This is a genomic window from Dehalococcoidia bacterium, assembly GCA_035528575.1.
In the GTDB taxonomy this organism is placed as follows: Bacteria; Chloroflexota; Dehalococcoidia; order E44-bin15; family E44-bin15; genus DATKYK01.
Map to the genome: position 1 here is coordinate 26,108 of DATKYK010000022.1, position 14,310 is coordinate 40,417.

The window sequence follows — 14,310 nt, forward strand, 5'->3', positions numbered from 1 at the left end:
TTCCGAAGCAGAAAACAAGCTACCGAATTGACTCATCCAGTATATTGGTGATACGCAACCGTTCACCGTCTTTTCCCCGTCATTGCCACGAAAATAGAGCTACGTTCTCTGTCGTTCCAAACTTGTTTCGGAATCTCAAGATTAATACTGGGATGCTGAAACAAGTTCAGCATGACAAGGGCGAATCAGCCCTTGACCACGCCCATGGGTCTTGATCTGGCCACCTTGCGCGAGATGCCGGCGCGGTGAGTCACCTCTACCACCTGGGCGACATCCTTATATGCCGCCGATGCCTCCTCAGCCAGCGAAGACATGCTCCCCGCCTTGACGGTGATCCCCTGTTCGGCAAGCCCTCTGGCCACATCGACACCGCGCAGGCTTCGCTTGGCAGCAGAGCGGCTCTGCACCCGCCCCGCGCCGTGGCAGGTGGAACCAAAGGTCTCCGCCATCGCCCGCTGGGTGCCTACCAGAACGTAGGAATAACGGCCCATATCGCCGGGGATGAGCACCGGCTGCCCGATATCGGCATAGATGTCGGGCACCTCCGGCTGTCCCGCAGGAAAGGCCCTGGTGGCCCCTTTGCGGTGAATACAGAGGGCGAGCCGCTTACCCTCTACCTCGTACTCCTCCATCTTGGCGATGTTGTGAGCCACATCGTAGACCATCTCCATGCCCAGCTCGCGGGGACTCTTGCTAAACACCTGGATAAAGGACTCTCTGGCCCAATGGGTGATGCACTGGCGGTTGGCCCAGGCGTAGTTGGCAGCACAGGCCATAGCAGCAAAGTAGGCCTGTCCCTCGGGGGATCTCACCGGTGCGCAGGCTAGCTGACGGTCAGGGAGATTGATCCCGTACTTCGCTACCGCCGTTCCCATGGTCGCTAAATGGTCGGTGCAAACCTGATGACCAAAGCCCCGCGATCCGGTATGTATAAGGAGCAGTACCTGGCCCACCCGCTCAATGCCCATGACCGAGGCGACTTCGGGCTCGTAGACCTCATCCACCACCCCCACCTCAATGAAGTGGTTCCCCGCACCCAGCGTTCCCAGTTGAGGGGCGCCACGCTGCTTTGCCTTGGCGCTCACCTGCTCGGGGTCGGCACCCTCCATAGCTCCCTGCTCCTCGGTGACCTCCAGGTCCCTCGCCTCCCCATACCCCCGCTCCACCGCCCACCTGGCACCCTTTAGAAGCACATTTTCCATCTCCCGCTCTTTCAGTTTCAGCTTGCCCTGGGAGCCCACACCCGAGGGCACATTACGATAAAGTGTGTCCACCAGCTCCCCGATCCGGGGTCTAACCTCCTCCTCGGTGAGGTTGGTACGCAGCAGCCTAACCCCGCAATTTATATCGAAACCGACCCCTCCCGGCGAGATTACCCCATCCGATACCCTGGTAGCGGCAACACCACCAATGGGGAAGCCGTAGCCCCAGTGTATATCGGGCATAGCCAGGGAGCGGGATACGATCCCGGGGAGGAAGGCCACATTGGCTACCTGCTCCAGTGCCTGCTCCTCCTTTATATGGGACAGCATTCCCTCATCGGCGTAGATGAGCCCGGGCACCCTCATCCCCGCCTTATAGCTCTGCGGGATCTCCCATCTATAATCGTCGATCCTGTTTAACACCGATACCCCTTTTTCGCTCTCCCCCCGACACCCCCACACCCCCTAGATATCAAAGAGCACCTGAACCCTGAAGCCCTTTTCACTCTCCCCCTCAACCCTGAGCATGTGATAGGTGGCTGCCTTGAACCCCACTTTTATCCGGTGACGCTGGGGGTCGATCCTTTCCCCGTAGCACATTGCCCTGAGCCTCGTCTCACCTAGCTCGCTGATTTCAAACCTCTTGAAGAGCACACTCTCCACCTCGAAGAGGTAGATCAGCTCGTTGAGCCAGGCCACCAGGAGCTCCGACCGGTCCTCAGCGGTTACCTCAACCTGGTGGCAGCTATCATCGCCCACACCCTCAAGGTCGACCATCAGGCTAAAGAGGCCGTAGGCTGCATTTGCAAAGGCCTCCTTCAGGTCTGCCCCATAGGCGGCGATGCCGATATCAGCCGTATGGTCGATAACCTCGAACCTTTTTCCCATATATATCGTCCCCATTATACCAAAAGGGCTCCCACAGTTCACCCACATCATTTCTATGAAAATAAAGCCCTTAAATCTCTTGACGAAACCTTCGTCCATGTCATTCCCGCGCAGGCGGGAATCTAGGCCGACCATTCTCTGGATTCCTGCTTCCGCAGGAATGATAGACAAAGCCGGTGCAAGCATGTACCATTTTTATCCCTGGTGATGCATATTTCAATAGGCATGTTGGATATCTATGAAAGTAGTGTCTATGTAAAAAGACATTATGGATTCTTCGCTGCCCCTAGCTTCGCTCAGGGCTTCGGCTCAGAATCTATGAAATCCTTTAGGCCCTCCGCCGGGTTTACCCTGATGCGCCCAAGCTCTGAACAGAGCGAAGAGGAGATTCTTCCCCCGAGGCCGGAAGGTCGGCCCACGCTTCGGCCCAAATCGTCCAATAAATCGGGCTCTCGCAAAGCGGATGGGTCAGAATGGCAGACGGCGAATGGCTCCAAGTGGCAAGAAAGGTAGGCCGAACTACTAAGTGAGGGAATTATATTGACAACTAATCCTCTTTCTGTAATGATATACTAAGGAGGTGTCAAGCTGAGATTCCCTTTTATACCCAGGGAGGAGAAGTTCTTTGATCTTCTTGAAGAAAGCGCCCGCAATGCAGTGAAGGCAGCAAGCCTCCTTGCTGAACTTATCAACAATTGGGAGAATGTGGAATCAAAGGTTCGGCATATCACAGATCTAGAGCACCACGGGGATGAGATCACCCACCGCATCATCGCGCAGCTGCACGCCACATTCGTTACACCCATCGACCGAGAGGATATCTCACAGCTTGCCCATTGCATGGACGATGTGATGGACCTTATTGAGGCGGCGGCGGTGGACATGCTTATCTACGAGGTGAAGCGGCCCACGGAGAAGGCGCGGGAGCTGGCGGATATACTGGTCAGGACAACCTCAGAGGTCATAGCGGCAATACCAATGCTGCGCCGCCGTAATCAGCTAAACAAGATGCCGGAGCACTGCATAGAGATAAATCGGCTGGAGAATGAGGCCGATACGGTGGTGCGCTCCGCCCTGGCGGAGCTTTTTCACGACCAAATTGACCTTGCCTATGTAATAAAGTGGCGGGAGATCTATGACCACATGGAGACCGCTACCGACCGCTGTGAGGATATCGCCAATGTCCTCGAAGGGGTTATGATCAAGCGTGCCTGAGTTATAACTTGTTCATCCTTGTAATTATTCTCGCCGTCGGATTCGCCCTTGTAAACGGCTTCAATGACGCCGCTAATGCCATCGCCACCGTAGTCGGCACCCGCTCTCTCTCCCCCCTTCGTGCCGTGATCATGGCGGCTATCTTCAACTTCGCCGGCGCCGCTACCGGCCTCGCCGTGGCCATAACCATCGGCAAGGGCATAGTTGCCCCGGAGTTCCTGGACTACGGCGTCATGCTTGCCGCCCTGTCTGCGGTTATCATCTGGGGCGTCGTGGCAACGCGCCTCGGCCTTCCTGTAAGCATAAGCCACTCCTTCATAGCCGGCCTTGTCGGTGCAGCGATCGCCGCGGCCGGAAGCGTATCCATTGTGTGGAACACCTTCTACAAGGTGATTTCATCCGTTGCCATAGCACCGGCACTGGGCTTCACCGGGGGGCTATTAATCATGGTCGCCCTGATGTGGCTACTACGCCGCAGGGCACCCCTCCGGGTAGAAGGCATCTTCAGCAGGCTGCAGATCCTCACTGCCGCCTTCATGTCCTATGCTCATGGCAAGAACGATGGACAGATGCCCATCGGCATAATGGCCATGGCACTGGTTATCCACACCGGCAGCGAGTTTCATGTCCCCTTCTGGATGATCGCACTCTCCGCCGGCTCAATCTCCCTGGGCACTCTCTTCGGCGGCTGGCGCGTCATCAAGACAGTGGGAATCAAGATCACCGCCCTCCGGCCGGTTCATGGCTTCGCCGCCATGGGCTCGGCGGCCACGGTGGTTGAGGTCGCCTCGGCCTTCGGCATCCCGGTGAGCACCACCCACTGCGTTAGCTCTTCCATTATGGGGGTGGGCGCTACCAAACGTCTCTCCGCGGTGCGCTGGGGGGTTGCCGGTAATATCTTCATCGCCTGGATCCTTACCTTCCCCATATGTGGCATCATCGGCTGGCTGCTGGGCTCGATACTATAGACATTAGGCTCGTCCAATAGAGGTGATGCTTGCCGAAAAGCTCACCATATGTTATAAATATAAACTAGAGAGATATGGTCACCACAATCACCCTTGGGTGGTGGCCTGAGGATTTTCTATCAAGCGGAAAGAGCAAGTAAGCGAAACGGCCCTCTACGGGGTAAAGGTCCTGGAGTATGCACAGCTTGCCGCCGGCCCCTACTGCACCAAGCTCCTTGCCGACCTGGGAGCCGAGGTAATAAAAATCGAGCCTCCCCGTATAGGCGATAAGGCGAGGAGGCGGGAACCCTTCCTCCGGGATGTCCCCCATCCGGAGCGGAGCGGTTTCTTCTTCTACCTCAACACCAACAAGCTGGGGATTACCCTTAACCTTAACACCACCACGGGGCGAAAAATATTCCTGGAGCTGGTAAAGCAGAGCGATGTCCTGGTGGAGGATAACCCTCCCCTGGCGATGAAAGAGCTGGGCCTGGACTACGAGAGCCTGGCTGGGATAAACCCCCACCTGATTATGACCTCGATCACTCCTTTCGGGCAGTACGGCCCCTACCGAGATTACAAATCTTATCATCTCAACGACTATCACGGCAGCGGGATAGCCAAAATCCTGGCCTCCATCCTGCCCGATGAGACCCCCAGACCCACCAAGGGCCCCGGATTCCTCGGTGACTACGACTGCGGGCTCAACGCCGCTACCGCCACCATGGGAGCCCTATACGAACGCTTATTCAGCGGCATGGGACAGCATATCGACATCTCCAAGCAGGAGTCGCTGATGGCCACCGAGAGAATAGAGATAGATATGTTCGGAAATAACGAGAGGGGAAGCACGGTCTGGATGCAATACATGGTAGGAGGGCTGCAGCGCTGCAAGGACGGCTACGTGATGATCACCCTCGGCGGGAGGCATCACTGGGAAGGCCTCATCGAGCTCCTGGGTAACCCGGACTGGGCCCAGGATGAGAAGTATAGGGAGGAGATAAACACCTATATTTATGCCCAGGAGATAAACCAGCATATTGCGGAATGGATGATTAACCAAACCAAGGAGGAGGTCTATCACCGCGCCCAGGCCTTGAACTGCCCCATCGGCATTGTAACCACAGTGGAGGACCTGGTCAACTCGGAGCAGCTCCAATCACGGGAGTTCTTTACCGAGGTGGAGCACCCCGAGATGGGCAAGTTCAAGTGCCCTACAGCACCCTATCGCTTCTCCAGGACACCGCTGCGATTTGACCGCCCTGCTCCTTTACTCGGCGAGCACAACGAAGAGGTTCTGGTTGAGCGGTTAGGTTATACCGGGGAGAAGCTGTCACAAATGAGAGGGGCCGGGATCATCTAAACAGGAGGGCTATAGATAGAATGTCGCGCCTACCCCTGGAGGGGATAAGGATAACCGACTTCACCTGGGCCTGGGCCGGGCCCTATGCCACCATGCTCCTCGCCTTTATGGGAGCCGAGGTGATCAAGGTCGAGACCAGCAAGCGCCCCGACCACACCAGGTTGCGCGCCCTGGCGACCGGTCCCGGCGCTAAAGACCCCGACTGGTCCCCTATTTTCAACGACCTCAATCTCAACAAGATGGCCATCACCCTCGACCTTTCCCGTCCCAGGGCAGTGGGGCTGGCAAAAGGGCTAGTGGGAATAAGCGATGTAGTGACGGAGAATTTCCGCCCCGGGGTAATGGACCGGCTGGGGCTGGGGTACGAAGCGCTCAAGGAAGTAAAGCCCGATATTGTCATGCTCTCATCATCATCGCATGGCGCTGCCGGGCCGGATAGTAAATACGCCGGCTACGCCCCTATCTTCGCCACCCACGGTGGCCTCGCCCACCTCACCGGCTACCCCGATGCCCGTCCTGTCCCGCTTATGGGTTCCAGCGACCTGAGAAGCGCCGCCACCAGTGCCTTCGCCATCCTCATCGCCCTATTTCACCGCGCCCGTAGCGGTGAGGGTCAGCGTATCGACCTCTCCTCCGTCGAGACCATCTCCGTGCTCATTGGCGATGCCCTCCTCGACTACATCCTGAATAAGCGGATTCCCATCCGCCAGGGGAACCGCGATGAAATCATGGCGCCCCACAACTGCTATCCCTGCCAGGGTGAGGATAAATGGGTCTCCATCGCCATAGCCACAGAGGAGGAGTGGCAATCATTTTGCCATACCATGGGAGATCCCCCATGGACCGGTTATGAAAAATTCAGCGATGCTTACCGCCGGTGGCAGAACCAAGAGGAGATGGATCGGCTCATCGGGGAGTGGACGATGAACTATACCCACTATGAGGTAGCCCAAAGGCTGCAGCAGGCGGGGGTCGCCGCTATCCCATCCTTCGACGGCACGGAGCTATTCCTGGACCCCCACCTCAAAGAGCGCGGGCTTGCCACCGAGGTGATTCACCCCAGGGTCGGAAAGCGCGTGGTGCTCAACCCGCCGTGGAAATTCTCAGAAACACCGGCTCAGATTTCCCAGCGTGGCCCGCTACTGGGGGAGCACAACAAATATATCTTTGGTGACCTGCTGGGGATACCTGAAGAGGAGATTACCCAAATGGAAGAAGAGGGGGTTTTCTACTAGAGAATCTCTCTTATCAAGATGTTCTCTTTAGCACGATCCACGGCATGCTGACAGGCCTCAAAGGCCTCCTTGCGATGAGGGGCTGCAACGGCAACAACCATGATGACATCCCCCACCTCAATCCTACCCACCCGGTGACAGATTGCCACATTCTCAAGCTGCCAGTTAGCGCGTATCTCATCATCGATCTTTCGAAGCTGTTGCTCCGCCCTTTGCTTATCACTCTCACATTCGGCGAAGCGGACCTGCTTGCCGCTTGCGGAGTCCCGGCGCAACGAACCGATAAAGCTTACCGTCGCCCCGTTACTGGAATCACCTCTCACCCTATCTATGATAGTATCAGGGAAGATGGGGTCCGGTGTTACCTTAACCACGCTTCTTTGCACTCTTCGCCGCTCTGGCGCTAGGTTCCCTGTTAACGACCTCCTTCTCAGCCTCCGTAGCCGCATCCTCAGCAGCCTCTGTTACCGGCTTATTGAAGAGCGCCTCCAGCTCCTCGCCCTCAATGGTCTCGCTGGAGATCAATGCCTCCGCCAGCTGCACCAGCTTTCCCCTGTTCCTTGTGAGGATATCATTGGCCACGCTATACGCGTGCTGAATAAGCTGATCGACCTCCAGATCGATCTCATCGGCAACCTTGTCACCATAGTCCTTCTGCTGCTCCGCCACCTCGCGCCCCAGAAAGACCATTTCCTCCCTTCGCCCGAAGGTACGGGGGCCCAGCTTCTCGCTCATACCATATTCGGTGACCATCCTGCGGGCTATTTTGGTTGCCTGCCCGATGTCGCTCTCAGGCCCGGTGGTCATTTCACCAAAGATAAGCACCTCGGCACAATGCCCGCCCAGCAGTGTGGCCAGCGTATCGTTAAACTGGGAGCGTGTCCATATATAGCGGTCCTCAGCTGGCAGGAGGCGAGTGTAACCACCAGTCACGCCACGAGCTATTATGGAGACCTTGTGCACCGCGTCGGCGTTGGGAAGCATCCTGGCGACCAGGGCATGGCCTGATTCATGGTAAGCGGTGATCTCCTTCTCCTTAGGGCTGATGATCCTGCTCTTGCGCTCCGGCCCTGCTATCACCCGGTCGACCGACTCCTCAAGCTCCTCAAGGCCGATCTTCTTCTTATTACGCCGCGCCGCCAGTATGGCTGCCTCATTCACCAGATTGGCGAGGTCAGCGCCGGAAAAACCCGGGGTCTGTTTAGCCACGGTCTCCAGGTTAGCCGAATCATCCATCGGCAGGCCTCTGGCATGCACCTCCAGGATCGCCCTACGGCCCTTAATATCGGGGCGGTCCAGCACCACCTGTCGGTCGAAGCGGCCAGGTCGAAGAAGCGCCGGATCCAGGATGTCGGGTCGATTGGTCGCAGCGAGTACGATAACCTTAGTAGAGGTCTCAAAGCCATCCATCTCCACCAGTATCTGGTTCAGGGTCTGCTCTCGCTCATCATGTCCACCGCCAAACCCCGCACCTCGGTGGCGACCCACGGCATCGATCTCATCGATAAACACAATACAGGGGCTATTGCGCTTGGCCTGCTCAAAGAGGTCCCTTACCCGGGAAGCTCCCACCCCGACAAACATCTCTACAAACTCGCTACCGCTCATGGAGTAGAAGGGGGCACCGGCCTCACCCGCCACCGCACGACCGAGCAGGGTCTTTCCGGTGCCCGGCGCTCCCACCAGCAGCACCCCCCGGGGGATGCGCGCCCCCAGCGAGGAGAACTTCTCCGGGTTCTTTAAGAATTCCACCACCTCCTCGAGCTCCGCCTTCGCTTCATCCACCCCGGCGACATCATTGAAGGTAACGGCGGGGTTGGTGCTGGGAAACAGGCGCGCCTTGCTCCGCCCGAAGCTCATCGCCTGATTCCCCGCTCCCCGCGCCCGGCTGAAGATGAACCAGATTACACCAACAAAGAGCAGTAAAGGAAGCAGGGTGAAGAGCAAACTGCCCCAGTCAAAGCCGCTCTCAGGGATAAAATCAACCTCTACATCACCTATGGCAACATTCCAAGGATCTTTACTCAGATATTCTTCCACTGCAGCCTGGTTTTCAAAAGGACCGGTCTCCACCCGCAGCACCGGAGCTTCACTATCCCATCCGGAAAGATAATTACCTTGAGCTTCAAACTTCGTAATCTTTCCCTGCTCATAATCGCTAATTAACTCATTCATGGTCCCTGTCGGAACCTCTTCAGAAGAGGGGTTGTAAAAGAAAAAAAGGATCGCTATGACCGCCACGATAACGACCATGTAAATAACGCCTCTTTTAAGATGCTTCGAACCCATCCATATCTCCAGACCGCTAGCCCTGCCGCGGTAGTGTATTACTATACCAGTATACCAGAAAACGCCTCACAATTAAATCTAAAGGGGGCGTTACGGTTGCCTCGCTGCTCAAGCTGTATTATACTGAGTAGTGATGAGCCTGGATGACGCTTACGAGAATGCGCTAAGAGACATGGCACGGCTCAGACCAAACGTTGCTGCCGCTACCAGCGGGTGCAGCTTCGATGAGGGCCGCTTCACCGTGCCCTTCTTCCACCGCTCCTTCTCCGTCCACTTCCCCGAGATTAAGGTGTCCGAGGTGGGAAGCGATACCCCACGCCCCCCTTGGCTCGACATACTTCTAATGCATTACCTGGTGAATGCCGATGGCACGCCCGTATCTGGCACGTGGATTGCCTATCGTAATCTCCCCGGTGCCCACCTATTCGAGCAAAGGTTCAACAACATGGCGATACGACCCCTGCTGGATAGCTTCGGCAACGATGCTGACGGGTTTCGCCAGGCAGCCCTGGCCATCGGTGGAAAGCCAATGACCCGCACCGGCGATGCCGCCTTCCGTTTTTTGGCGCTGCCCAAAATTCCTGTGGGGTGTATCCTGTATCTCGGCGATGATGAGGTATCCCCCTCCATCAGTATACTCTTCGATGCCGTTGCCCCCCACTATCTGCCCACCGAGGACCTTTCCTATCTGGGCCTCTCCCTGGTCATAGAATTACGCGGCCATAAAACATAGCTAAGGTGATGATGTGGGATACCCTGGCAAGATTTGACATGCCAACACAAAACCGAATCGCTTGGAGGGGAAATATAAGTAGCGAGTTGAGTAGTCATGGGTGAAGTAAAAGACCGGAGCGCTAACTCAACAGTGTACCGCCCGCGGAAACGGATTGGCTTAAACTTCGAGCCATGTGCTGGCGAGGTACGGGAAGCTTTTTAAAGGAGGCAAGCTATGTGTGATTGGTGTGAGAAGTATGGTGATGGGTATGACAGGTGGTACTTCAACCCCGCCAACTACGCGAGGAGGCTCTACAAGATTAGAAGGGAGGAGGCCGAGGCATCAGGGGCGGAGGCCAACCCCCAGTCCGCTGGGGGAATGGCAGTGGTGGGCCACGAGTTCCTGGAGGCCAGGGACAGGGGGGACACCGCGGAGGTGGAGCGGATGAAGCAGCAGGTAGAGGGTGCTTTGTGGCTTACCCACTTCGGGCAGGTTATAACCCTGGAGGAGGCGCTCAAGATCACCGACATCATGTATCCCATTTGCCTTATAACCTGTGCCTGCCGCCGCTCCATGGAGGGTCTCCCCGACGAGGAGAACTTCACCTGCATGGGCATGGGGCCAGGCATGTACAAGTGGGAGCGCTGGCCCGATACCTATAGGGGAGGGGTCCACTTCCTCACCCCCGATGAGGCAAAGGAGGTTCTAAACAAGCTGGACGAGAGGGGGCTGGTGCACTCCATATACACCTTTGGTACCCCCTATCTCGGCGGCCTTTGCAACTGTGACTACCCCGATTGTGCCGCCATCAGGACGGTGGTCGATCTCGATGTTAAGATCCTGTGGAAAGGGCACTACGTGGCCACGATCGACCCCGAGCTGTGCAATGGCTGCGCCTCCTGCGTGCACCGCTGCCAGTTCAAGGCGCTCAGCTTCATCCCCAGCAGGAACAAGGCCTACATCGACCAGTTCCAGTGCTTCGGCTGCGGTCTTTGCGCCACCGAGTGTGACCAGGATGCGATCACCCTGGTGGAGCGGACCAGCCTACCCGCACTGGCAAACGTATGGTAATCATGGATGGAGAGTGATTAAAATGCTGCCAACAGTAACCGTTGACGACGAAAAGTGTAAAGAGCCCGCCTCATGCCGCAAGTGCCTGCTTATCTGCCCCACCCATATCCTGGGACTGGGCACCGATGTAGGGGCACAGAAGTTCCGCGAGATAGACCCCAGCCACTTCATCGTGAGGCCGGTACGCCTCGACAAGTGTAGCGGCTGCATGGATTGTGTCCAGGTTTGCCCCCAGAATGCCATCCAGGTGAGCTTCAGCGGAGGTGATGCCAGATGACAATGGGTTGGAAGTACGCAAAGCCAATAAAGGAAAAACTGATAACCCTGGAGGAGCCGGGGAAAGCGCTGCCATTCGATGCCGACCGGGGGCTGGTGGAGGAGGTCATGGCGCGATGCGACATCAGGTCGCTGGTGGAAAGCCTGAAGGGCAAGGGTGAGAAAGCGGCCGGAGAGGCCCTGGAGTCCTTCGGCAGGGAGCTGATGAAGCTTACCATTGAGCTTGCCGATGGCAAGTACATCGACCGCACCGGCGAGATGGTGGAGAGAGTAGCCAGGCAGACGGGTATCTCCTTCCCCCATCGCCTCGAGCGCTATGTGGAGCTATCCATCCTGTCCTCTCGACCCACCGACAGGTGGAACATCGCCAGGGCTACCACCAGGGAGCTGGTGCTCCAGGTCTCCAGTTGTGCCCTGAACCAGGCACTAGCGGAGGCCGGACGCGCCCTCCCCTGCAAAGCGATGTGCCTTACCAGCTTCGAGGTTGCCGCTGCCAGGACCGGCGACAAATTAAACATGGAGATGAGCAAGACGCTGACCAAGGATGGCATGTGTGAGTTCAGTTTCTCGCTCCAGCCCTAGGATAAGGGTCGGTTTCGGCCTGTTCCTGCCGCTGCCACATCGCGGATGGCACAGGTCAGGGGGATTCAGCGGCCTGCAGTGCTCCAGTGGCTTCCGCGCCCACCGGGTAGGGCTGGAGGAGTTCCTGGAGGAGTGGTACGACCGAAGCTCCGAGAGCTGCGACCTCTTCGAGAATATTAGCAAGGTGGATAAATACAGCGTCACCTGCACCGTGTGTCGTCACTTCGAGGAGGAGTGCTGCGCCTCCGACTCCAAGGGCCCAAACATTCTAGGCCTGCTAAAGGCATCCTATATACACGATGGCCTGGCCTGGCACTAGCAACCGAAGAACCCAACTGACATTCTGACACCGATTTGTCGGAGGAGGAATCTCACTGATATTTTTTAATACCCCTTCTCTGCCCCTTAGCTTCACTCAGGGCTTCGGTTCAGAACACAACATGTCGCTCGCCAGCGGCACCACCGAGTTATGAAAATGGTGCATGTTTGAACCGGCTTTGTCTATCATTCCTGCGAAAGCAGTAATCCAGAGACTGGTCGGTCTAGATTCCCGCCTGCGCGGGAATGACAATGGTGTAGAATTCGTCCAGACACATCAGGGCTCTATTTTCGTAGCAACGATAGGGGGATGGGTTGGCATTAATGTACTGTGTGTGTGTACAAGCCATTGACAGGAGCAATGCAGAACCCTAGAATTATCTTCGAGAGCGGAAAGACGGAACAACTTGAATAGCGAATTTAACCGGGAGAAAACCCTAGCGCAAGCGGCAATGCATTTCCTTGCCAGCCTGCCTCAGCAGGAGAGGGCGGAATACCAGCAGGAGCTTAACAAGTTTGTGCGCTGGTATGGCAGCGAGCGCCCCTTGAGCGAGCTTGCCGCACGCGAGGTGGCGGGTTACGCCAAGGGGATAGAAGGCTCCCCGGTCAACGCCACTAAAAGGCTGACGCCGGTAAAGGCCTTCCTGGCACACGCCAGGAAGGAAGGCCTAATCAGGGAAAACCTCGCGGTCCATCTCCGGGTCAAGAAAGGCGCGCAAAAGAAGGGGTACCACGCTAAAGAAGCTGCACAGGCGATCACCTTCACACCGGAGGGTTACCGGGAGCTTAAAGATGAGCTTTCCTCCCTCAAAGAGGAGCGCCCCGGGATTGCCGAGGATATACGCCGGGCCGCTGCCGACAAGGACTTCAGCGAGAATGCCCCACTCGATGCCGCCAAGGACCATCAGGGAATGGTCGAGGGGCGGATCAGGCAACTGGAGACCATCCTCAAATCGGCAGTGGTAAAAACGGGGAAGGGAGATAGCGCAAAGGTAACGCTGGGCAGCACAGTTACCCTTGAGGACCTCTCCTTCCAGGAAGAGTTGCGCTACACCCTGGTCAACCCCCGCGAGGCGAGCCCTTCAAGGGGCAAGCTCTCCATCGACTCACCCACGGGCAAGGCACTACTCAATCGCCGGGAGGGTGAGGCGATCGAGGTTGCCGCTCCGGCGGGCATGGTGCGCTATCGCATCGCCAGGATCGAGGGCTGAAAACGATATACCCGGAAGGACCACGCTGATGCGGCAGGCTCTTGCGCCAGCCCGTGGCGCTATCTGGTAGCAGGCTCCAGGCTCAAGCGCTCACCCCGGATAACGATAACCGGGGAGCCTAAGAAACTTAGGCTATCTGCCAGGCGTGAAAACCCATTTCCCCCAAATCCTTGTATTTCTTGATGGGATGGACTACTATAGCCAAAACAGGAGGTAGAGATGCAATTTCTGTCAAAGGAAATGATTGATGAAATGGTAAAGCTAGCGGAAGCAGATGCCGAGCTCCCGTCGAAGCTGAAGGGGCTTAGCATCAGGCTTCAGATGGTAGGTACCGACTGCCCGGGGAATGAAGACAGACAATTTAGCATCATCCTGGAAGAGGGGAAGCTTATCAACATGGAAGTGGGGGTCTATCCCGCCCCCAGCGACCTGAGGACCGCACCGCTGGATAAAACCAGGTTTGATTCCCGCGTGCTTTGCCCCTATGACGCGCTCCTGGACCTGGTGCAGGAGAAGATGAGCATGGTAGCGGCGCTGGGGAAGGTGAAGATCGACGGTGATTTACCCAAACTGATGACCCAGGTAGAGGGATTCATCGCCTTTCTACAGTTTATGAACACGCTGCCCCTGGAGTATTGAGGTCAGTTTCCACCCTTAAGGACTGGTCGGGGTGCGAGGATTCGAACCCCGGACACCCTGATTAGAAGATATTGAGGGGAATTACCAAAGCTGGAGGAGCCTAAAATCCTGGTTTTAACACCCTAACTCCATATCTCTTATCTATCCCTTATTATATGTTACTCCGACCCTGCCAAATATTCCTAACTCAACGTGTCCAGTTTCAGGGGTTCACTCCAACCCGTATTCCATGCCATTATATTCGAAAAGAGGGGCCTGATCGGCCCCCCTTTTCTTTGATTGTCTCCAGCCATTTTGGCTAGCTGTGAATCCTTAGTGTTTGCCTGTGCGGGCTATTGCCTCGGCTGGATGCTGCTCGG

General features: G+C 56.7%; 15 protein-coding genes. 11 read left to right on the plus strand and 4 right to left on the minus strand.

Annotated elements, in window-relative coordinates; translation table 11 throughout:
- Positions 1-185: 185 nt before the first annotated feature.
- Both VMX96_05225 and VMX96_05230 read right to left on the minus strand, forming a co-directional pair.
- Positions 186-1,568, minus strand: coding sequence for an RtcB family protein (locus VMX96_05225; GenBank protein ID HUU63305.1), 1,383 nt, complete (start codon positions 1,566-1,568; stop codon positions 186-188).
- A 99-nt stretch (positions 1,569-1,667) separates the two neighbouring features.
- Positions 1,668-2,225, minus strand: a complete 558-nt coding sequence (locus VMX96_05230) for an archease (protein HUU63306.1) — start codon at positions 2,223-2,225, stop codon at positions 1,668-1,670.
- A 468-nt stretch (positions 2,226-2,693) separates the two neighbouring features.
- On the opposite strand from VMX96_05230, the gene VMX96_05235 reads away from it, so the two are divergent.
- The 4 genes from VMX96_05235 (at position 2,694) to VMX96_05250 (ending at position 6,850) form a co-directional block, all read left to right on the plus strand.
- Entirely contained in the window at positions 2,694-3,305 is a 612-nt protein-coding gene (locus VMX96_05235) for a DUF47 family protein (protein ID HUU63307.1), read from the plus strand.
- 8 nt (positions 3,306-3,313) lie between these two features.
- A complete protein-coding gene (locus VMX96_05240) occupies positions 3,314-4,273 on the plus strand; it encodes an inorganic phosphate transporter (protein HUU63308.1) in 960 nt (319 codons plus the stop codon).
- Between the two features lie 169 nt (positions 4,274-4,442).
- The gene (locus VMX96_05245; protein ID HUU63309.1) at positions 4,443-5,615 is read left to right on the plus strand and encodes a CoA transferase; all 1,173 of its coding nucleotides are present in this window, start codon (positions 4,443-4,445) and stop codon (positions 5,613-5,615) included.
- Between the two features lie 20 nt (positions 5,616-5,635).
- Positions 5,636-6,850, plus strand: coding sequence for a CoA transferase (locus VMX96_05250; protein ID HUU63310.1), 1,215 nt, complete (start codon positions 5,636-5,638; stop codon positions 6,848-6,850).
- On the opposite strand, the gene VMX96_05255 is transcribed toward VMX96_05250, so the two are convergent.
- Together VMX96_05255 and ftsH are read right to left on the minus strand one after the other, a co-directional pair.
- Positions 6,847-7,224 (minus strand): molybdenum cofactor biosynthesis protein MoaE, encoded by a 378-nt coding sequence (locus VMX96_05255; GenBank protein HUU63311.1) that lies wholly within the window; start codon positions 7,222-7,224, stop codon positions 6,847-6,849. The two genes, VMX96_05250 and VMX96_05255, sit on opposite strands and share 4 nt — an antisense overlap.
- The gene (gene ftsH, locus VMX96_05260; protein ID HUU63312.1) at positions 7,217-9,139 is read right to left on the minus strand and encodes an ATP-dependent zinc metalloprotease FtsH; all 1,923 of its coding nucleotides are present in this window, start codon (positions 9,137-9,139) and stop codon (positions 7,217-7,219) included. Before ftsH ends, VMX96_05255 begins: the two co-directional genes overlap by 8 nt.
- Before the next feature lie 133 nt (positions 9,140-9,272).
- Between ftsH and VMX96_05265 the strand changes: the two genes are divergently transcribed.
- The 7 genes from VMX96_05265 (at position 9,273) to VMX96_05295 (ending at position 13,951) form a co-directional block, all read left to right on the plus strand.
- A complete protein-coding gene (locus VMX96_05265; protein HUU63313.1) occupies positions 9,273-9,872 on the plus strand; it encodes a DUF3786 domain-containing protein in 600 nt (199 codons plus the stop codon).
- A gap of 216 nt (positions 9,873-10,088) precedes the next feature.
- Complete coding sequence (locus VMX96_05270; protein HUU63314.1) at positions 10,089-10,925, plus strand: 4Fe-4S binding protein; 837 nt, start codon at positions 10,089-10,091, stop codon at positions 10,923-10,925.
- A gap of 22 nt (positions 10,926-10,947) precedes the next feature.
- Positions 10,948-11,202 carry a 4Fe-4S dicluster domain-containing protein gene (locus VMX96_05275; GenBank protein ID HUU63315.1) on the plus strand — a complete coding sequence of 85 codons (255 nt, stop codon included), beginning with the start codon at positions 10,948-10,950 and terminating at the stop codon, positions 11,200-11,202.
- Positions 11,199-11,783: a hypothetical protein gene (locus VMX96_05280; GenBank protein ID HUU63316.1), complete on the plus strand. Its 585-nt coding sequence runs from the start codon at positions 11,199-11,201 to the stop codon at positions 11,781-11,783. Before VMX96_05275 ends, VMX96_05280 begins: the two co-directional genes overlap by 4 nt.
- On the plus strand, positions 11,755-12,102 hold the full coding sequence (locus VMX96_05285; protein HUU63317.1) for a hypothetical protein: 348 nt from the start codon (positions 11,755-11,757) through the stop codon (positions 12,100-12,102). The genes VMX96_05280 and VMX96_05285 overlap by 29 nt, the downstream gene beginning before the upstream one ends.
- Before the next feature lie 406 nt (positions 12,103-12,508).
- Positions 12,509-13,312, plus strand: a complete 804-nt coding sequence (gene greA / locus VMX96_05290; protein HUU63318.1) for a transcription elongation factor GreA — start codon at positions 12,509-12,511, stop codon at positions 13,310-13,312.
- A 219-nt stretch (positions 13,313-13,531) separates the two neighbouring features.
- Positions 13,532-13,951: a hypothetical protein gene (locus VMX96_05295; protein ID HUU63319.1), complete on the plus strand. Its 420-nt coding sequence runs from the start codon at positions 13,532-13,534 to the stop codon at positions 13,949-13,951.
- Positions 13,952-14,310 lie beyond the last annotated feature (359 nt).